General features: G+C 47.4%; 17 protein-coding genes. 13 read left to right on the top strand and 4 right to left on the bottom strand.

The features are described 5' to 3' along the window. Positions 1-30 precede the first annotated feature (30 nt). Positions 31-924 carry an ABC transporter permease gene (locus tag MIC7113_RS22250; protein WP_015184443.1) on the top strand — a complete coding sequence of 298 codons (894 nt, stop codon included), beginning with the start codon at positions 31-33 and terminating at the stop codon, positions 922-924. Positions 925-963: 39 nt separating this feature from the next. Further along, positions 964-1,380 (top strand): hypothetical protein, encoded by a 417-nt coding sequence (locus MIC7113_RS33725; RefSeq protein WP_015184442.1) that lies wholly within the window; start codon positions 964-966, stop codon positions 1,378-1,380. A gap of 255 nt (positions 1,381-1,635) precedes the next feature. Here the strand turns inward: MIC7113_RS33725 and MIC7113_RS22240 are convergent, their stop codons facing one another. Then, positions 1,636-2,070, bottom strand: a complete 435-nt coding sequence (locus tag MIC7113_RS22240) for a peroxiredoxin (protein ID WP_015184441.1) — start codon at positions 2,068-2,070, stop codon at positions 1,636-1,638. A 179-nt stretch (positions 2,071-2,249) separates the two neighbouring features. Here MIC7113_RS22240 and MIC7113_RS22235 point away from each other — a divergent pair, with 179 nt between their 5' ends. From MIC7113_RS22235 to MIC7113_RS22225, 3 genes are all read left to right on the top strand, one after another. Beyond that, positions 2,250-2,660 carry an Npun_F0494 family protein gene (locus MIC7113_RS22235; protein WP_015184440.1) on the top strand — a complete coding sequence of 137 codons (411 nt, stop codon included), beginning with the start codon at positions 2,250-2,252 and terminating at the stop codon, positions 2,658-2,660. 68 nt (positions 2,661-2,728) lie between these two features. Next, positions 2,729-4,240 carry a cobyric acid synthase CobQ gene (gene cobQ / locus MIC7113_RS22230; protein WP_015184439.1) on the top strand — a complete coding sequence of 504 codons (1,512 nt, stop codon included), beginning with the start codon at positions 2,729-2,731 and terminating at the stop codon, positions 4,238-4,240. Between the two features lie 107 nt (positions 4,241-4,347). Then, a complete protein-coding gene (locus tag MIC7113_RS22225; RefSeq protein ID WP_015184438.1) occupies positions 4,348-4,587 on the top strand; it encodes a 2Fe-2S iron-sulfur cluster-binding protein in 240 nt (79 codons plus the stop codon). Between the two features lie 93 nt (positions 4,588-4,680). On the opposite strand, the gene MIC7113_RS22220 is transcribed toward MIC7113_RS22225, so the two are convergent. Next, a complete protein-coding gene (locus MIC7113_RS22220; protein WP_216596339.1) occupies positions 4,681-5,856 on the bottom strand; it encodes a serine hydrolase in 1,176 nt (391 codons plus the stop codon). A gap of 201 nt (positions 5,857-6,057) precedes the next feature. Between MIC7113_RS22220 and MIC7113_RS22215 the strand changes: the two genes are divergently transcribed. From MIC7113_RS22215 to MIC7113_RS22185, 7 genes are all read left to right on the top strand, one after another. Continuing rightward, entirely contained in the window at positions 6,058-7,569 is a 1,512-nt protein-coding gene (locus tag MIC7113_RS22215) for a hydroxysqualene dehydroxylase (RefSeq protein WP_015184436.1), read from the top strand. Positions 7,570-7,688: 119 nt separating this feature from the next. Further along, the gene (locus MIC7113_RS22210) at positions 7,689-8,432 is read left to right on the top strand and encodes a hypothetical protein (protein WP_015184435.1); all 744 of its coding nucleotides are present in this window, start codon (positions 7,689-7,691) and stop codon (positions 8,430-8,432) included. 157 nt (positions 8,433-8,589) lie between these two features. Next, on the top strand, positions 8,590-8,829 hold the full coding sequence (locus tag MIC7113_RS22205; RefSeq protein ID WP_015184434.1) for a helix-turn-helix domain-containing protein: 240 nt from the start codon (positions 8,590-8,592) through the stop codon (positions 8,827-8,829). 129 nt (positions 8,830-8,958) lie between these two features. Next, positions 8,959-10,236 (top strand): methylglyoxal synthase, encoded by a 1,278-nt coding sequence (gene mgsA, locus MIC7113_RS22200; protein WP_015184433.1) that lies wholly within the window; start codon positions 8,959-8,961, stop codon positions 10,234-10,236. A gap of 298 nt (positions 10,237-10,534) precedes the next feature. Continuing rightward, a complete protein-coding gene (locus MIC7113_RS22195) occupies positions 10,535-10,837 on the top strand; it encodes an RNA recognition motif domain-containing protein (protein WP_015184432.1) in 303 nt (100 codons plus the stop codon). A gap of 193 nt (positions 10,838-11,030) precedes the next feature. Further along, positions 11,031-15,209, top strand: a complete 4,179-nt coding sequence (locus MIC7113_RS22190; protein WP_015184431.1) for a hypothetical protein — start codon at positions 11,031-11,033, stop codon at positions 15,207-15,209. 113 nt (positions 15,210-15,322) lie between these two features. Then, on the top strand, positions 15,323-16,003 hold the full coding sequence (locus MIC7113_RS22185) for an esterase/lipase family protein (RefSeq protein WP_015184430.1): 681 nt from the start codon (positions 15,323-15,325) through the stop codon (positions 16,001-16,003). Here the strand turns inward: MIC7113_RS22185 and MIC7113_RS22180 are convergent. Beyond that, the gene (locus MIC7113_RS22180) at positions 15,933-16,364 is read right to left on the bottom strand and encodes a VOC family protein (RefSeq protein ID WP_015184429.1); all 432 of its coding nucleotides are present in this window, start codon (positions 16,362-16,364) and stop codon (positions 15,933-15,935) included. The genes MIC7113_RS22185 and MIC7113_RS22180 overlap by 71 nt on opposite strands. A gap of 78 nt (positions 16,365-16,442) precedes the next feature. On the opposite strand from MIC7113_RS22180, the gene MIC7113_RS22175 reads away from it, so the two are divergent. After that, positions 16,443-17,204: a TIGR00297 family protein gene (locus MIC7113_RS22175; protein WP_015184428.1), complete on the top strand. Its 762-nt coding sequence runs from the start codon at positions 16,443-16,445 to the stop codon at positions 17,202-17,204. A gap of 249 nt (positions 17,205-17,453) precedes the next feature. Here MIC7113_RS22175 and hetR read toward each other — a convergent pair whose 3' ends face one another. Next, positions 17,454-18,353: a heterocyst differentiation master regulator HetR gene (gene hetR, locus MIC7113_RS22170; RefSeq protein WP_041781150.1), complete on the bottom strand. Its 900-nt coding sequence runs from the start codon at positions 18,351-18,353 to the stop codon at positions 17,454-17,456. Positions 18,354-18,906 lie beyond the last annotated feature (553 nt).

Here is an 18,906-nt window from a genome sequence, read left to right as displayed (position 1 = left end):
TTGAAATCTCTTGGAAAGATAAAAAATAAAATGAGCGGAACCATTACTCCTTCTAAATCCGAGATTAGCTTACAACCCGACCTATCCAATCAAACTTTAATTAGCGATAAGCCAGGGTTGGGTGAATTTATCCAAGAAACTTTAGCGCTGACCAAGCGTCTATTCATTCAATTACAGCGGCGTCCTTCTACCTTAATTGCCGGAATTGTTCAGCCTTTAATGTGGCTCATTCTATTTGGAGCATTGTTTCAAAACGCGCCGCAAAACTTATTTGGTGAGGGTCTTTCTTATGGAAAGTTCCTGGGTGCGGGTGTATTGGTATTCACCGTCTTCGCCGGTGCACTGAATGCTGGATTGCCAGTGATGTTTGACCGAGAATTTGGTTTCTTAAATCGCTTACTGGTGGCACCTCTAGCTTCTCGGTTCTCCATTGTTGCCGCCAATGCGATCTATATTATTGCTCTGAGTTTGATTCAAGCGGCGGCAATTATTATTACTTGCGCCTTTTTAGGGGCGGGTTTCCCTAGTCCAGTCGGATTGGCAGTAATTACCCTGATTGTTCTGTTGTTAGTGGTCGGGGTAACAGCGTTGAGTTTGGGATTAGCATTTGCCCTACCCGGACACATTGAATTAATTGCAGTAATTTTTGTCACCAACTTGCCCTTGCTGTTTGCCAGTACCGCGCTTGCCCCTCTATCCTTTATGCCGGGATGGTTGCAAATTGTGGCAAGCCTCAATCCTCTGAGTTATGCAATCGAACCGATTCGTTATCTCTATAACCACAGCGATTGGTCACTTGGTAGTATTGTGATGCAAGCGCCTTGGGCGTCCATTTCCTTTGGGGGAGCGCTGCTCGTGTTGTTAGTTTTTGATGCTGTAATATTAGTGGCAATTCAGCCTTTGCTGCGCCGCCGCATTTCTTAAATGTCATGATTGAGTTAGCATAATTTGCCCTAAACCGCCATGAAGATCACTAACCCGTTCGTTTCAGCATTCGCCTCAACGCGCTTCGCTCGATTAGCTCTTGGCGTAGGCGTTTCAACCTTAGCCATCGCCTCAATGATTCTCCCTCAAGCGGCTTCGGCTCAAACCGCACCAGGCAATATTCAAAGTTTCCCAGATTCGTCTCGACAAAATGAGAGAGATTCATTTGGTGGAAACTTGGGGGGTGGCGACTTCAACATCTTTCAAATGATTCATCAGTCTCAATTGGGAGGTACGCGCGATATGGGCGAGTATTCCCAAGAGCAAAATCGAAATCTGAATAATGCGGCGGAAGCATTCAAGCGCCAACAACGCGCACTCATTGGCAATCCAGAACCGCAACTTTTAGAAAATCCAGCCACTAACAATCAGCCGGAAAACCCACAGGGCAATTAATCAATCGGATTGTCCAAATGAATGATTAAAAAGTAGGGGTACGTTCAACCGTACCCCTCAACATATGTATAGCTTTTCTCGATTGGATCAGGTAAACCCTAACCTCTCTCCAAACCTCTCTCCTACTCTTGAGAGAGGCTTTGATTCTTACTCCCGCAACCCTAGTAGGGAACCGGAGCTTTAGTGAGGAGTGGGGGGTTAGGTTATTCGGATGTACACGGACGTAACTTGAGAACTGCTAGAAATTCGGGTCAATTAGCCCATTGCCGCTAAGATATCTTGGGCGTGGCTTGCTGTATTGACTTTCTCATCGACATGAGCAATTTTGCCATTACTGTCGATGATGTAGGTAACGCGCTTGGCATAACCACCTCCATCAACATCGTAAGCCTTGGTAATGGTTCCATCTGTATCAGCTAGAAGCTGGAAAGGTAGACCATATTTTTCTTGAAATTGCTTATGGGAGGCTTCATTATCCCGGCTGACACCCAGTACAACCATATCCTTGCCTTGGTATTCGGTGTAGTTGTCCCGGAAGCTTTGTGCTTGTTTAGTGCAGCCTGGGGTGTCGTCTTTGGGGTAAAAATACAACACAACAGTTTTACCCGCTAAATCGGACAGAGAAATGGTATTGCCATCACTGTCTTTGGCGGTAAAGGCCGGAGCATCCATACCAACTTGTAAAGCCATCGTTTTTGTATCCTGTTGGTCTAAAGTAAACTTCCAACTCTAGATATTACAATAGATTACAATTTTCCCAGAAATGAACCGTACTGGTTAGAAACGATGGGGCGGGATCTGATAGAAACCGCTTAAGATAGAAAAACCGAACCAGCGGTCAGTAGGGTGTTCATTTACCAACCGTTGCGATGACTTCACTTCAACCTTTGGATACTCAATCAATTCAATATTCTGCCAGCACGCTCAAACGTGCAGAACGAGCCATTCGGTGTTTACCCTTCCAGTTACCTTTATTGGCAGCGATGCGATCGCAAAGTGTTTCCTTGCAAGCGATTGCAGGACAAAAAGGTGTTGAACACGATTACACAAAACGCCCCCTGTCGGAATTGGCGATCGACAGTGGGTTAATGTGGTTAATTCAAGTCGGTATTTTACGCCGTGAAGTCGATGGACAGGGCATTACGGATAGTTTTCGTTTAACACCTTTAGGGCGTCATTTGGTTGAAAAATGGGAAAACCAAGGAGGAACCCTCCCTCCCCCGTCCTTTTTAGATCGGCTTTATAATGCGGTGAGTCGATGGTTCAGACTGCCTTTTTAATTAACCCTGCAACCGGTGGCGTCTACATTTTCGCGACAGCCTAGTACAACCAGCTACTAACCCAAAGTATGAAAGCCATTATGGTCGTGGGTACAACCTCCCACGCAGGAAAATCTTTAGTTGCCACAGCTTTATGTCGTATTCTCTCGCGGCGCGGCTGGCGTGTCACTCCCTTTAAAGGGCAGAATATGGCGCTGAATGCCTATGTAACGCCGAATGGTGGAGAAATCGGTCATGCACAGGCGGTACAAGCTTGGGCTGCCGGGGTAATGCCTTGTGTGGAAATGAACCCCATCTTACTCAAGCCCCAAGGGGACATGACATCCCAAGTCATTCTCATGGGCAAAGCCGTCGGCAAAGTCAGTGCAGCCGATTACTATGAGCAGTATTTTACTCAAGGTTGGCAGGCGATTGAAGAATCCCTGCGGCGTCTGACGAATGACTTTGATTTAGTGGTATGCGAAGGTGCGGGTAGCCCTGCGGAGATTAATCTTAAGCACCGCGACTTGACGAATATGCGAGTGGCGATGCATTTAAATGCGCCTACCTTGCTGGTGGTGGATATTGATAGAGGTGGAGCTTTTGCTCATGTCGTCGGCACTCTGGAACTGTTGGAACCCGAAGAACGCGCTTTAATTAAGGGTGTGGTGATTAATAAGTTTAGGGGCCAGCGATCGCTTTTGGACTCCGGTATCACTTGGCTGGAAGAACGCACGGGTATTCCCGTCGTGGGTGTGATTCCCTGGATGGAGCAGATATTCCCCGCCGAAGATTCCCTTGATTTGCTAGAACGAAACTTTCAAAAAAAGGCGAATAGCGAAATCACGATTGCCGTGATTCGACTGCCCCGAATTTCCAATTTTACGGATTTTGACCCCCTCGAATCCGAACCCAGCGTCACTGTAAAATATGTCCTGCCATCTCAACCCTTGGGACATCCAGATGCCGTGATTCTCCCAGGTACTAAAACTACCATTGCTGATTTATTAGTCCTACAAAAAACGGGTATGGCAGCAGCTATCCAAGAGTACGCCGCTGCCGGAGGGACAGTGTTAGGAATTTGTGGGGGTTTCCAAATGTTGGGCAAAATGCTCGCTGATCCAGAGGGAATTGAAGGGCAAGAAGGACGTTATCAAGGGTTAAGTTTGTTACCCTTAAAAACAGTGATTGCGGGTAATAAAGTCGCACGTCAGCGGATTGTAACCTCCAATTATCCTCAAGTGGGTTTACCGGTTACAGGTTACGAAATTCATCAAGGGCGATCGCGCTTAGTGGAGTCTGAAGAAGGAAATACACAGTCATCTTGTAAACCTCTATTTGATGACCCTGGTTTAGGCATTGTTGACATTAATCAATCCGTTTGGGGCAGTTACCTGCACGGACTGTTTGATAATGGGCCTTGGCGACGTGCCTGGTTAAATTTTCTGCGACAGCAACGAGGACTCCCCTCGCTTCCTACAGGGGTTGCGAATTACCGCGAACAACGAGAAACGATGTTAAACTTGCTGGCGGATACGGTAGAAGAAAATTTAGATTTAAGCCCGTTTTTACCGTCTCAAAAAGCTAAAAAAGAAGGATGAAGGGTGAAGTTATGCTTCAGATTATCTTGGGGGGAGCGATACCCCTGACATCATTGAATACTCCATCCTTTTTTTGATAAAAACTAGTAATTAATCACTAACAACCCATGACTGTTAGCATTCAATTTTTACCCGATAACGTGATAGTTGATGCCGAAGTGGGAGAGCCAATGTTGCAAGTGGCTGAACGCGCTGGTGTGTTTATTCCTACTGGCTGTTTGATGGGAACTTGTCATGCTTGTGAGGTAGAACTCAATGATGGCGAAGCGATTTGTGCCTGCATTACAGCCGTACCACCGGGTCGTAAAGAGTTAACCATTAATCTCTATGTTGACCCAAATTGGTAGGTTTTGAGCTGGAGTTAGGGGAGGAATGAGAAATTGGATGCGATCGCTTTTTCATCTCCTCTATGTACACTCCAGCTCAAAACATTTTCTGTTCTACTTTAAAGTCTCAAGTAAACCATTATACAAACTCATAAAACGCACCTCATCCAAAGACTCGTCGTTATTCCAAGTAGCGGCAACACAATAGCGTTTTCCAGTCTTCCCTAAAAGCCAAGTTGTCAAGTTCAAAACTCCAGGCTCAGAACCTCCCTTAAAGGCTAAACGTTGCCAATCTTTTGCTCTGGCAACACCAGGATTAATACTCATCAGTGGTAAGTCAGCCACTTTCTCAATCAGACTGCATAGTTCTTGAGCCGTAAAAAACCATTCTACATCGAGAGCTTTTGGGCTTGACCCAATAGCCGTTAACTCTGGTGGAGGAAGCTGATTTACCTCATTTAACACAGTTCTACGCTGTGCTTCATCACCAGCACGGTAACGCTGAAGCAAAGCTTCGTTCTGGTCAGTTTTGAGCAAGAATAACTCACGAGTCGTTAGAAATGGGCGATTGCGCGATGTAACCGCTTCAATTGCCTCTTTACCTACCCAGTAAATAAGGCTATCTGTGGCTGTGTTATCGCTCTGGGAAATCATCAATGCGGCTAACGTTTCTACTGTCAGCCGTGAACCATCGGGCCAGTTCTGCAAAATCCCAGAGGGTAGGCTCTTCCAATTGGGTTGAAGTTCAACTACATCAGACCAGGATCGCTTACCAGAAGCAATCTGTCCTTTGAGAGCCTCTAGAACGGCCAGTTTGAAGGCTGAACCAACGGCTAGGGATGTTGTGGCATTCAAAGCGGCTCGTTCTTTATTGTCCTCTAGAACAAGCAGGCTCACCTTGCCGGGTAGCGTTTTGAACTGTGCGATCGCCTCATTGAGACTGCTGAGTTTAGCACGAGGAGCCTCGAAAAGCAGCCCAGTAATCCGACCGCTAGCATCGAGAACAATCTTCGTGGGAACAGAGCCGCGATCAAAGATAATCAGGTAATCTTCGCCGATTTCTTGCACACCTTGATAAGCTCCCAACGCAGTTTTGAGGCTCTCGATCACCTGTTGGGGAGAAACAGGAATTTGAGATAAAAATGAGGGAGTAAACCAATCCGTTTGAATCTGTTTGCTAGTAAATAATCGCTCGATCGCAGCTTTAGGTGTCATGGGTTGAGTTGAGGGCTGAACTTGAGCCAATCGTAATTCTGCTGCTTGCACTATCGGAATGCCTTTAGTACACACAATTACTAATATCGCTATTAAAAATATACTTATGAAAAACCTTATTAAACTACGCATATATTATTCATCTTTTTGAAAAGATGGATTAGTGAAGCCCTAAGAATATAAGTTTACGTTTCTGCAAATTCCACCTCTGGATAATTCTTAACCAGAATTGCTTCTATCATGGCATCCTAAACAAAGAGACTCAAGAGGTAAAGGATGTCAGCAGCGTCAAAACAAAAACGGGTAGTCGTCGTCGGTGCCGGTTGGGCTGGATTAGGAGCAACCTACCACTTAGCGAAACAGGGTTACGACGTTACACTCCTAGAAGCGAGTCCTTATCCTGGTGGTTTAGTGGCAGGCTGGAAAACGCCTGGAGGACGTTCCGTTGAGGGCGGAATTCATGGCTTCTGGTACCCCTACAGCAATATCTTTTCCCTGGTTCGAGAATTGGGACTAAATCCGTTTACCCCCTTTACCCGTTCCTCCCAATATTCCCCTGCCGGGTTGGAAGTGGAATCACCGATTTTTCAAAACGAACCGCGACTCCCCACGCCACTCGGAACCTTTCTTTATACTCAGTTCCAGCGCTTGCCACTCATTGATCGGCTTTCTGCTTTACCTTTACTTTATGCCATCATTGATTTTGATAACTCCGATGAAGCATGGCAACGCTATGACAAAGTAACGGCCCGTGAACTATTTAAACAGTTTGGTGTCTCCGCCCGACTGTATAAAGATTCCTTTGAACCCATGTTATTAGTCGGCTTATTTGCACCTGGGGAACAGTGTTCTGCCGCCGCTGCCTTGGGGATGCTTTACTACTTTATCCTCGCTCATCAACCCGATTTTGATGTTGTTTGGTGTCGGGGAACGGTTGGGGAAATGATATTTAACCCTTGGGTGGAACGCATCCAGCAAGCTGGCGGTAGGGTACTCACAAATAAACGAGTAACAGATATCCTTCTCGACAACATGGGTAAGGCGAACGGGGTTGTCTGCGGCGATGAAGTTTTTGAGGCAGACGCGGTGATTTTTAGTGTTAGCGTCAGTGGCATGAAAAAGATAGTTAGCGGTAGCCCCACGCTACAAAATTATCGGGAATTTCGAGACTTGAAGAATTTAGGGGCAATTGATGTTTTGGCAACTCGGTTGTGGTTCGATCGCAAAATAAACATCCGTCATCCCTCGAATGCCTGCTTTGGATTTGACCCCACAACAGGATGGACATTTTTTGACCTCAATGCCTTGCAAGACGAATATCGTGATGAACCCGGTAGCGTCATTGAAGCGGACTTTTACCATGCCAATCAGTTGCTACCTCTAAGTGATGAGCAAATTGTAGAAAAAGTTCAGCGTGATTTAGCAACTTGTATCCCAGCATTTGGACAGGCAAAAATTATCGATAGCTGTGTAATCCGGGTACCGCAAGGCGTGACTCATTTTGCACCAGGTAGCTATCAGTATTTGATGCCATCCGTAACGACCATCGAAAATGTTTTTATGAGTGGGGATTGGATTGTCACTCGTCATGGTTCTTGGTCACAAGAGAAGGCTTATGTTACAGGTTTGGAAGCTGCCAATATTGCGATTGCGTATTTGGGTCATGGACGTTATGCAAACATTATCCCTGTTGAACCGGATGAACCCCATATTCAGTTAGGTCGGATGATGAATAAGACAGTGCGCGATTTGGGTAAGAATTTATTGCCCGATTTTTGGTTGCCTTAGATGAAACAATATATTAATGAATAGGTATAAAAGCATCTCAGCTTTACTTAATGAATCCGGATTGGCGGAACTGCACTGAGTAAATTAGTCTGTACATGCAAAATTTGAGATGTTCATATATGTCCAATCTTACATTAAAGCTTGAGCAGGTCTGGCGCGATGTATGCGAAGTTTTTCGCTTAAATGAAATCAATGCTTGCAGTCAAACTAAATGTACAAACATACATCAAAGGCTGTTGTACTTCAATAAAAGTCACTTGGACGACTCCGACTATATTGATGATGTTGTCCAATCTTTATCTAGGGGATTTTATCTTACTAAATCGGCTGTGCAATGGCACGAACCTGCGATTGGTCACAGCCTAGATGAAAATCTTAATCATACACATAAGGCGCGTGGCGCTCAGTGGCGACTTGTAATGGCTTACGGTGGATTTGAGACTACTACAAAGACATTGCTAAAGATGGGAAGAGGCGGTCTCGGACCAGTAGAACTACGTGACTTCACCAACAAATGCAGTCTTCCAACCTACACTTCATTACCTTCGCCAAAAATAGCACGAACAAATCTTGATAAATGGCTCAATAAACCACCAGCAACACGAACAGGTCAAACAGCACTTATTGACTTTCTCAGCCTTGATCGTGGGGACGCGCAAATAGTTGAAGCGTGGATTGTCGAGTCTGCCGATGTGTCTAGTTGGACGGAGGCTGTAAGACTTGCTAAGGCTCTAAGGAATGCCACCGCTCATGGTGCACTTTCAGCGACTAAAGTTAAGCAATGGGGGCTTGAAAATGCAATGCTTACTTTAAGCGATAATCTTGGTGAACTCGTAGTTGCTGGACTGCGAAAATTAATATAAATTTTGCAATTAACTGTGGACACAGCTTCGCCCAATATCTTGTTCACCTATTTTTTATTTCAAACTGATGTTCCGATTAGTCACATTTAACAGCTTACCTCATCTGTGACTAATTGGAACGTTTACTCCGTCATAACCCTCTGACACAATCAGATGCATGGGAAGAGCAGGTAAAGCCATTAAACAGGCACTAACAACTTATGGCATTAGCCAAAATCAGTTAGCAGCGGCGATGGGAGTGGGACACGCCAATGTCAGCCGTTGGGTGAATGAGGTGAGAGATCCAGGGGGTGAAACGATACTTGAAATTCGGGAAGCGCTTGGGCAGATTAATCCAGCAGCCGCAGAAGAGTTCATTGGGCTATATCTAGAGCAACCGAGAAACGAAGAATACTAACAGTAGCGATCTTTATAAGGATTTCAGTACGCCTCGTTGTGATTGTTCGTTGCAAACTGGCTATTCATCCTCGATAACCATTATTCTGACTACAAGACTTCTGACTTCTGAATCCTGCTCTAGTCAACTATGCCCACCACCATCGCCCTCATTGCCCACGATCGCAAAAAAGACGATATTGTTGCCTTTGTCCGTGCCCATACACCCATCCTTTCCCGCTACAAATTAATCGCAACCGGAACCACCGGACAGCGCATCCAAGAAGGAACAGGTTTACCCGTCGAACGCATGTTGTCTGGGCCGATGGGAGGCGATGCTCAAATTGCGGCTCAAGTTGCCACGGGTAACGTTATTGCCGTAATTTTCCTGCTTGACTCCCTCTACGCTCAACCTCACGAACCGGATATCCAAGCCCTGTTACGCATCTGCGAGGTACATAACATCCCTCTTGCCACAAACCTAGCTACAGCCGAAGCGATCGTGGCAATGCTGCGTCAGACTCGTATAGGCTACCTCATCTTTAATCCCGTTTCCGGTCAAGGGAATGCACAACAAGATCTAGCCCTAATCCAACAGCTTCTAGAACCCCAAATTCGGTTAAATGTTCACTTGACAACCCCGGAACTGAGTGCCGAACAATTGGCACAGGATGCGATCGCCCAAGGAGCAGAACTGATTCTTGCTTCAGGTGGTGATGGTACGATATCCGCCGTAGCTGGTGCAGTGATTGGCACAGGCATACCTTTGGGCATCATTGCTAGGGGAACCGCCAATGCCTTTGCCGTTGCCTTGGGAATTCCTACCAATATTCGAGGAGCTTGCGAAACGATTTTAGCAGGGACTACCTGTATTGTGGATGCGGCTCGCTGCAATGGGTTCCCGATGATTTTGCTGGCGGGTATTGGCTTTGAGGCAGAAATGGTGGAACGAGCCAACCGGGAGGCGAAAAGCCGATTCGGAGCCTTAGCTTATATCGTAGCTGGCATCCAACAACTTAACGAACATGAACTGTTTGCCACTCAGATTGAGATTGAGGGCATTGTCAAGGAGTTCCAAGCCGGAGCTGTCACCGTTGCCAACGCCGCACCACCGACTTCAGTTCTGGCTCAGGGATTAGGACAGGTGATTGCGACAGATGGTCTGTTGGATGTGACAATTGCTATGCCCAGCACTAAGCTTCAAGCCGTTAATGCCATGCTTAACCTGTTTGGCTCAGCTTTAATCCAGACTGCGCCCAACCGACCCGATATTATCCACCTACGCACTAAGCAGCTCAAAGTCACAACCGATCCACCTCAAAAAATAGTCGTGGATGGTGAAATTATCGGCACGACTCCTGCCGAGATTGAATGTATTCCTAATGGACTAACCGTTTTTGCCTCACCCATCATTGAACAGACTGTGTAAAAAAATCCCTGGCGATGGTATTCTCAGATACTCAGGTGTTCAGGAGTTCACGGTACCTCTCCTTTTTATTGAGAGGAATTGCGAACACGAGGCTTCTCGTCTGGACAGCCCTTTGTTGCGTTTTGTAACAATTTTTGCTCTCTAACCATGAGGTGTAAACGCTGTGCTAGACTAGCCGATGAGAATAAATTCGGTTGTAGCGTTTGTTTCTAGCATTGACAGGCTTTACTCCTTGTGGTCTTAACAGGCTTCTCTCCGAAATCTATCTCTCTACACCCTCTGATTTTGGAGATAATCTATGTCCATTTATGTAGGCAACCTATCCTACGAGGTCACTCAAGAAGACCTCAGCGCTGTTTTTGCAGAATATGGTTCTGTAAAGCGGATTCAGCTACCCACAGACCGTGAAACAGGTCGCTTACGCGGTTTTGCTTTTGTGGAAATGGGTACAGAAGCTGAAGAAACAGCAGCGATTGAGGCTCTTGATGGAGCTGAGTGGATGGGTCGTGATATGAAAGTCAATAAGGCGAAGCCTCGCGAAGATAGAGGTCCTGGTGGTGGCGGTAACCGGAGAAACAACAACTTCTCTCGTCGCTACTAAAGCATTAAACCTCAATTGACTTCAAAAAGGCTCAGGCATTACAGCTTGAGCCTTTTTTGCTATGGTTGTTCAAAACGTTGACAATACTTGGACAATTTTTGAGTCGATAGACAGTTGAACAAAGTGTAAACAGCAATAAGCCAACAGTTCCATCTAGAGTCATGATGGGGTTGAGTAAAAGGGATTGCTGCTTATGTCATCGCCACGCGATAGCGAAGTGCCACTGCCAAGCGCAGATCGTTCCATCACAATTGAAGTAACGACTAGTACGGCTCAGCCTGCACTGTTAAAAGGTTTAGGTATATGGCGGCGTTTGGGTTTACTATCTCAGACTCAACTCAAAGTTGAACTCACAACTCAAGCCTCTAATCCTGAACTGTTACAAGGTTTAGATGCGTTCTTACGCTTAGGTTTGCTTTCAGACAATCTCGTGCAAAAGCTGTGCCGAGAAAATCTCACTTGTCCACTGCCGCAGACAATTGTCACGCCAACCGTCTCCACAGCGTCAGCGCCAGTATCATCCCGAACACCAACAGCCAAGCCGTTGCCAGAGTTCGCTACAGATTTTGCTCCAGAGGAACGGACTGTACCCGTACCGAAACAACCCAGCCCTTCCCCCACTTGGCTCACAGAAATGTTGCAGTCGTTTCAGGCAGAGCTCAGCGTCAGGTGGCTGCTGTTTCTAGGCGTGTTCATGGTGGTGGTGTCCTCTGGGGTGCTAGCCGCCAGTCAATGGCAGAATTTCCCCGCCTCTGGGCAGTATGGCGTTTTACTGGGATATACCCTAACGTTTTGGGCTGTCTGTGCCTGGGCGAATCGGCAGAGTAATTTACGCTTAACCGCTCAGACATTGCAGATTGTGACGCTGCTACTGGTGCCGGTCAACTTTTGGGCGATGGACGGCTTTGGGTTGTGGCGTAATCCCGTCGATTGGATTGTGGTGGCTTGTGCTACTCCTATCCTCAGTGTCATCGCTTTCTTCATCTGGAAGCGAGAGCAACAACCGCGTTTACCCATCCTCAACTATTTAGGGCTAAGTTACCTGCACTGGGGTTGGAGTTTGCCCGGATTTCCTCTGGTGGCGGTTTATGTGGGCACAAGTACTACCTTAGCCACCTTCTATCAGGAATGCAGAAGACGGAAGCCTCAAGACAGGATTAATTCATCCCAGTCAGGGGGAAGGGCTTCGCCCGATATCCTACATCCTGCCACATTCCAAATCGCAGTGTATGGTATCGGCATTCTTCTATTTAGAGCCATTTTTGTCGCGGGTGTGGATATCCAGCAGCTCGGTTTAGCGATTGGTGCCTACGGCGGGTTCCTCTCTTGGCTATCCCAGCAACAACGGAAGTTGTCAGCAGAGGAGTCCGAATTACCCCAGTTGAGTTGGGAGTGGCTGGGGGGTGGATTGCTGTTTGTGGGCTGGCTGGTTTCGGTGGGAGTCGAGTTTCCCTGGCAAGCGATCGCAGTAAGTGGATTAGGCTTGTGGTTCTTTGGCAGTCGCTTACAACGATTTTGGCAGCGACTTGACTTTTCGGCTATTTTGTGCATTAAATTACAGTCTTTATGGCTGTTTTGGCGGTTAATTCCTTCAGATATCCAAACACAGCTAGTAGTAACCGCCACTCAACTCACAAGTTCCCAGGATACCCCCTTTGCGCTGTTGAGCTTGGTGCTGTTTCCCTACCTGATCATGATCGTTGGATTGATAGATTGGCTGGAGCGGCGAGAGAAAACGCATTTGGCTGAGTTTGGAGAAGCGATCGCACTCTCGTTTGGCACCCTCCTAACTGTCCTCAGTTCCGTTAATCCCCTGCTGCGGACGCTCAATTTACTCAATTCCACCATCACTTTGGGGATTGTCAGCCAGCGACGTGGAATTTTAGGTAGTAGCCGTAATCTCGAACTGCTGGTTTACCTGACTCACATTACGGGTATAACGACCATTTTGTGTGCGATTGACTACCTATTGCCACACCTGAGTCGAGGGGAATGGGCAGCAATTTTGTTAGCCCTCATGGTGGGTGAATGGGCATTGTCGCTGGGAAATCAGGAGTCACGAGTAGGGGCGGTGCCTACGTTCCCACCCGCAAGTAGGGGCGGTGCCCCCGTACCCGCCCAAGCGCCAGCCGTAGGGGCGATGCCTCCAAGCACACCCAGAATTGCTCAATCCCCAATATGGCGTCGCAGTGCTTGGCATGTGGGCTTAGCCTTAGCTGGGTTGAGCTATGTCTTGCTGTGGGTGAATTATCAGACTGCCTGGGAAAACCCAACCGTTAACGTGACTTACTGGGGTTTGTTGTGGCTGGTTACACCCCTATCTCTGACTGGGGTAGCGACTTGGACATCCGGCTCCCGAAGGCAATTCGCTAGCGCGTTAAGTATAGCTGCCTTGGTTTTGCTGCAATTCTTGACGCTGGGTATACCGAGTTTGCGGTTAGTCAGCCTGGGGGTTGCCACCATCCTGATGTTCGTGAATACCCGTTATTTGCGAGTCGTCAGTGCCGCAGGAATTACAGTCGGGTTTGGTTTGAGTTTTGTGGGGATGTGCTTATGGGAGGGTATCCCTGGATTACCGCCCCTATCCCCAGAGGGTTGGTTGGTAGCTGGTGCGATCGCACTCACCATTTTATGGCTGATGCGTAGTTGGCTGATTCGCCGTTCCACTGAATTGGCATCCCTTTATGTTCCAGCGACAGATAGTTGGGCGATCGCATTATGTAGCTTGGAACTTATCTTACTCACACTTCACTCCCTCGCTGTATATTGGGCGTTTTTCTCCCCAGAGGTGACGGTGCTGGTGGCTGGCATTGTGACAATGGGAGCGATCGTTTATCGGAGCTGGCACCACCCGTCGAACTGGAGCATTTACGCCCTAGGTTGGTGCCTGGAATTGTTGACAGCCGAGGGATTGGGCTTTTTTGGGCGCTCAGCCCTGAATTTAGCGATCGCGAACCTTGCGTTAGGACTCATCGCCCAGCTAGCCGGGGATTGGTGGCAGCGTCGCACGGGTAGGAGTCATCTACGTAGTAGCTGGCATGTTATCCCGTTACTTTATGGGATTTTGGGCAGCGTCCTGCGTTGGGGCACTTTCGCCAACTGGACGGGTTTCTCCACCCTTACTCTGGCTGTCATTGCCATTGGCGTGGGGCGTCGGCGTCAGGCATTTAAACCCTTGCTCTACCTTGCCCTGTTGGGGGTGTCGGTTTCTGCTTATGAAATCTTACTTTATCAACTCTCACAACTATCGGGAGGCTCGACCGGCGACGGATTGATTGTGATGGCAGGGCTAGGGACGAGTATCATGTATGCCTACCGGGTGCTATCTCCCTGGTTGATCCAGTACCTGCACCTGACGAAAGAAGAACTCAAAACGATCGCTCATCTGCACTGGGCTTGGAGTAGCCTTCTGTTGATAGGCGCGACTACCTATCAGCCCCAATCTTTGATGCTGGGGTTTGGGGTGGGTGCGTTTTTAGTGCAATATGCCATCTTTCAGGGACGCAACACCTCTGCCAGGGAGGAGGAAGACGACGATCCAGTGGTTAGGGGGAGTGGAGAAATCTGGGTTTACCTGGGCTTTTTAGAAGCCTTTGGGATGCGGCTATATTGGCTCAATTTACCCATCGCCCGTCTATTATCGGGGCCATTGGGGCCTTGGAAAGGTGCGATCGCTTCTATCTTTGCCTACTTTTTGTTCATCCTGCCTTGGGAACGTTGGGGCTGGCAAAAACGCCCTTGGACAGTTGCCGCGATCGCCATTCCCCTGATTGCCGTTGCCGAAAGTCCGATGGGGAATTCCCTCGTCAGCTTATTGATTATTGCAGGGTACTATGTTTTCTTTGCCATCCTAAATCAGCAAATTCGCTTTACCTATCTCAGTGCCTTCTTAATTGACTGGGTACTCTATCGCTGGTTTTGGCATCTAAAACTGAGCGATTCCTTGTGGTATGTCACGCCACTGGCACTGTCTTTGCTCTACATGGCTCAAGTCGATCCAAATCTGAAAAAACCTGAAGAAAAACCAATGCGTCACTTCCTACGCTTGCTGGGTAGTGGTGCCATTTGTGTTGTGGCTTTATGGAGCAATCAATGGAGCGGTTTAGTCCCTGGAATCATTAGTTTGTTGGTAATTTTTGTGGGGTTGGGTTTAAGGATTCGAGCTTACCTTTATGTAGGTACAGCAACTTTTTTAATCAATGCTTTCTATCAGCTAGGAATTCTGATTTTTGATTACCCCTTCTCCAAATGGGTGGTTGGCCTTCTCGTGGGCATTGCGTTTATTTGGATAGCGGCTAATTTTGAAACACGCCGCGAACAAATTACCGCTTTGCTTCGGAATTGGATTACTGAGTTGCACAATTGGGAGTAATACCAAATCTGGGTTAATTACCCCCTTTTTGGTGGAGACAAGGCAGCTAGAAAAAGGAAAAAATATTTAAACTGAAAAGGAGCTTATCAAAGCGGATTTGGTATAAATCATTGATGAACAATCAGAACAACCGAAATCCAGTCGTGCTGGTTCACGGCATTATTAGAACTTCTTCTGTTTTCCGTACCCTAGCTCCTTACCTGATTCAACAAGGTTGGTCGGTTTATCTGATCGACCTAAAACCGAATAATGCCACCTTACCTTTAGAAGAGATGGCAGCTCAAGTTAGGGACTTTATCAACAAAACATTTCCACCCGAACAGCCCATCGATTTAGTCGGCTTGAGCATGGGGGGATTGGTGACACGCTACTACGTGCAACGATTAGGAGGGATGAATCGAGTACAGCGATTTATTACAATCTCTGCGCCCAACCAAGGCACTTGGCTAGCCTATTTTTGGCATAGTCATGCCTGTGTTCAGATGCGTCCCGGTAGTGTGTTTCTTGAAGATTTGAATCAAGATGTCCAGATACTGGAACACATTAACTTCACGTCTCTCTGGACAGCTTGGGATTTTATTATTATCCCTGCCCGAAACTCCCAGATGCCTGTAGGGCGGGATGTCAAATTATCCATTTTTGCTCATGCTTTCATGGTTGTCCATCCTCGCAGTCTAGCAGCCGTAGTCGCCGCACTTTCCGAACCTATAAAATGCGAGCACGTTAAACACGATCGCCAACCTCTGCCAACTCCCGCCCCCCAAAAATCGCTTCATGATGGCGGTAAAACTTAAACTCTAGTAAGTTATAAAACGGGTCTTGTAAAAAGAACGTGCGATGCTCGGTGATTTGACCCTTAAAACGGAGTTTGGGCTGTTCGTAAAAGGTTAAATTGTGCTGTTGCACACGCTCTAGCAAGGCTTCCCAATCCGATTCTTCGGTGAAAATCAAGCCAAAGTGTCGGGGATAAATGCCCTTTTGTGGCGTTGGGGGTTCTTGGGTAACATGAGCTACAAGCTGATTACCGTACAAATTAAAAATCAAGGCATGGCGGGATTCTCGCCCCATTTCGCAGCCCAGCCCATTTCCATAAAACGCTTTGGTCTGCTCAATGTCGGTAACGGGAAACGCGAGATGAAACAGAACTGTGTTCATATACTAATTTTAGATTTAGATTTTGCCTGAGTGTTCTTAACTCTAAAATCACAATAAGATGTTCCTCACAAAGTTGTGATGCTTTTTACTACTTCTTTCACTCCTTGGCTGATTGCGGTTGGATTGAACACAGTTTTACTGGCGATTGTCTGGATTGCCCCGAAGAAGTTACTCACGCCAGCAGGGATATTTCACGCTTGGTTGCTGGGTGTTCTGATCTGGGGCACCCTAGGTTGGCAGGGCTATGTGGTTGTGGTGTTCTACTTCCTCGTCGGTTCTGCCGTTACCCGGATCGGGATGGAGCAAAAGGAAGCCGCAGGCATTGCGGAAAAGCGATCGGGTGCTAGAGGGCCGGAAAATGTCTGGGGTTCTGCTCTTACTGGCGCACTCTGTGCTTTAGGAACCCTATTGGTTGCGTCGCCTTATCGGAGTTTGTTGCTTTTAGGCTATGTTGCCAGTTTTGCCACTAAGCTCTCAGATACTTGTGGCAGTGAGGTGGGCAAAGCCTACGGCAAACGAACGTTTCTCATCACCACCTTACAGCCTGTAGCGCGGGGGACTGAGGGGGCAATTAGCTTGGAAGGAACGATCGCCGGTGTCGTGGGATCAATTGCGATCGCCTTAATCGGTTGGGGTGTAAATCTGATTTCCTTGACAGATGTCTTATTCTGTGTATTGGCTGCCTTCATCGCCACCAACGTAGAGAGCTTAATTGGTGCAACCCTTCAATCCAAATTTGACTGGATGACGAATGAAGTCGTGAATTTTATCAATACCCTGATTGGTGCGATCATAGCAGTGCTGCTGGTTTTAGCATGGCGCTGGTACGGCTTGGGTTGAAGGTTGTTCGCGTAGCGTTCCCCGAAGGGGTAGGTTTGAATGTTGTTATGGATGTTGCACTTTTGAGGAGATTACAGATTATCTGCCCAACTTTAAACTTGACAACTTTCAACATTCAACCCTTCTTTTCACCCCTAGTACAGCGTGGCGGAAATAACCCACCCGTTAAAAAAGGTTAAAAAGCTTACATTACAAGCTTTCTTCCCTTGTGCCTTGTGCCTTGTGCCTCCTGCCTTCTGCCTTCTTGCACTAGTCCACTTTCGGACCAAAAACCATCTGTAGCACCATTGGCTCACCATCGGCGCGGTGATGCCTATCGGCCCAAGCGCGAATCACTTCATCAAGTTCTTCCATCGCTTGGTCAAGGTTCTCTGGCGGAATATCCAATTCTTCCAGCACTCGCATTACTTTGGGCTGACGCTCTGCCCAATCTCTCATTAACCGGAAGTACCGCGCCGTGTCCTCGACCATAGTGTAAGTGCGTTCTTTGCCATCGGTTGGCGAGTAAGATGCACCGGTTAAGGCATAGTACGGTAATCCCCAAGGGCAATCAATGCGCGTGACTGTACCGGAGTAAAGAAGACGGCGCTTGATGTGTTCTGCCATCGCTTCACTTAAAGGCACGCGCCGCTCTTTTTCAAATTCTTCCTGAGAGCGACTGTGCAGAAATTCAATCAACTCCAAAAACTGAAGGGAGTTGATCACCTGAGCATCTGGCAGATTATCCGGCAGTTTTTCCGAAATGTATCGCTTTTCCTCAGCGTTGAGGCTGGTACCAGAGATGCGCGATCGCCCTGGTTGCCAGGGATAGTGTTCCATCCAAACGTAAGGAAATTGAATCAGATAGCGAGGTTCCTGAGAACCCAGCATCTTCAACAGCTTCCCCTCTGATAAGGCTTGCCGGACTTCCTCAACGATCACTTTGACCCGCTTTGGCTCAATGTGGTGTAAATGACCCGTCATCCGGGTATTTTCACCTTGCTCCAAATAGGTTGTATAGATCGCGCATTTCGCAGCGGTTGCTGCGGCATCTAGAAAAGCCCCGTGTCGGTGTCCGCTGGTTCTCATCGCGCTGAAAGCCAGATATAGCATAATCTGATCCATGGCGCTGGGGCTAAGGCTTTTGATCAGATCGACTTGGTTCATCATCTTAGGGGCGGTCATATCGCATGGATAAAAAATTTTTGTTCCTGAGTGATTTGTCTCACCATTTCACCTGAGCAGTGAGTTCAACTCACGACTGTAGAACATGCGCTTAGTCAAAGCACCCTAATGTTATGTTAAAAGCTAATTTCTCTCTAATTATAGAAAACTCAAGAGAAATCGGGTAAGTAGAAGAATTTCTTCACCATCAGAGGGAATCCGAGGGATCAAGCTCTGGTGTGAAACTTTATAATAACCGAAGAATCTCGGTTTCCTGTCATTGGTAGAAGCTCCGACGTTTGCTACCCGGCTCAGGGCGTGGGTTTCCGTGAGTTTGGGTTTGAGCCGCTAGTAGTTGAGTGACACTGGCTGATTCGAGGAGAGCCGATGAGCCGGAGGCTATCCGCCCAGAATCAAAAGAGAGTGAAGCTATTAAAAAACTTAACAAAAAAAAGAACAAAGAGGAGCTACGCATAGGGCAAGTCCGTATCAGAGCGTCTACTTACTGATACGGACTTAAAACTATAGGCTCAGGAAAAACTCCCATTGAGGCGTGTGG

It is taken from the genome of Allocoleopsis franciscana PCC 7113 (assembly GCF_000317515.1).
In the GTDB taxonomy this organism is placed as follows: Bacteria; Cyanobacteriota; Cyanobacteriia; order Cyanobacteriales; family Coleofasciculaceae; genus Allocoleopsis; species Allocoleopsis franciscana.
The sequence above is the reverse complement of the archived record's forward strand: the minus strand, read 5'-3'. Positions and strand labels throughout refer to the sequence as shown.

Bases quoted from the DNA above. Each gene is read 5' to 3' on its own strand.
- MIC7113_RS22250 (WP_015184443.1), top strand. From the start codon at position 31: ATGAGCGGAACCATTACTCCTTCTAAATCCGAGATTAGCTTACAACCC.
- MIC7113_RS33725 (WP_015184442.1), top strand. From the start codon at position 964: ATGAAGATCACTAACCCGTTCGTTTCAGCATTCGCCTCAACGCGCTTC.
- MIC7113_RS22240 (WP_015184441.1), bottom strand. From the start codon at position 2,070: ATGGCTTTACAAGTTGGTATGGATGCTCCGGCCTTTACCGCCAAAGAC.
- MIC7113_RS22235 (WP_015184440.1), top strand. From the start codon at position 2,250: ATGACTTCACTTCAACCTTTGGATACTCAATCAATTCAATATTCTGCC.
- cobQ (WP_015184439.1), top strand. From the start codon at position 2,729: ATGAAAGCCATTATGGTCGTGGGTACAACCTCCCACGCAGGAAAATCT.
- MIC7113_RS22225 (WP_015184438.1), top strand. From the start codon at position 4,348: ATGACTGTTAGCATTCAATTTTTACCCGATAACGTGATAGTTGATGCC.
- MIC7113_RS22215 (WP_015184436.1), top strand. From the start codon at position 6,058: ATGTCAGCAGCGTCAAAACAAAAACGGGTAGTCGTCGTCGGTGCCGGT.
- MIC7113_RS22210 (WP_015184435.1), top strand. From the start codon at position 7,689: ATGTCCAATCTTACATTAAAGCTTGAGCAGGTCTGGCGCGATGTATGC.
- MIC7113_RS22205 (WP_015184434.1), top strand. From the start codon at position 8,590: ATGGGAAGAGCAGGTAAAGCCATTAAACAGGCACTAACAACTTATGGC.
- mgsA (WP_015184433.1), top strand. From the start codon at position 8,959: ATGCCCACCACCATCGCCCTCATTGCCCACGATCGCAAAAAAGACGAT.
- MIC7113_RS22195 (WP_015184432.1), top strand. From the start codon at position 10,535: ATGTCCATTTATGTAGGCAACCTATCCTACGAGGTCACTCAAGAAGAC.
- MIC7113_RS22190 (WP_015184431.1), top strand. From the start codon at position 11,031: ATGTCATCGCCACGCGATAGCGAAGTGCCACTGCCAAGCGCAGATCGT.
- MIC7113_RS22185 (WP_015184430.1), top strand. From the start codon at position 15,323: ATGAACAATCAGAACAACCGAAATCCAGTCGTGCTGGTTCACGGCATT.
- MIC7113_RS22180 (WP_015184429.1), bottom strand. From the start codon at position 16,364: ATGAACACAGTTCTGTTTCATCTCGCGTTTCCCGTTACCGACATTGAG.
- MIC7113_RS22175 (WP_015184428.1), top strand. From the start codon at position 16,443: ATGCTTTTTACTACTTCTTTCACTCCTTGGCTGATTGCGGTTGGATTG.
- hetR (WP_041781150.1), bottom strand. From the start codon at position 18,353: ATGATGAACCAAGTCGATCTGATCAAAAGCCTTAGCCCCAGCGCCATG.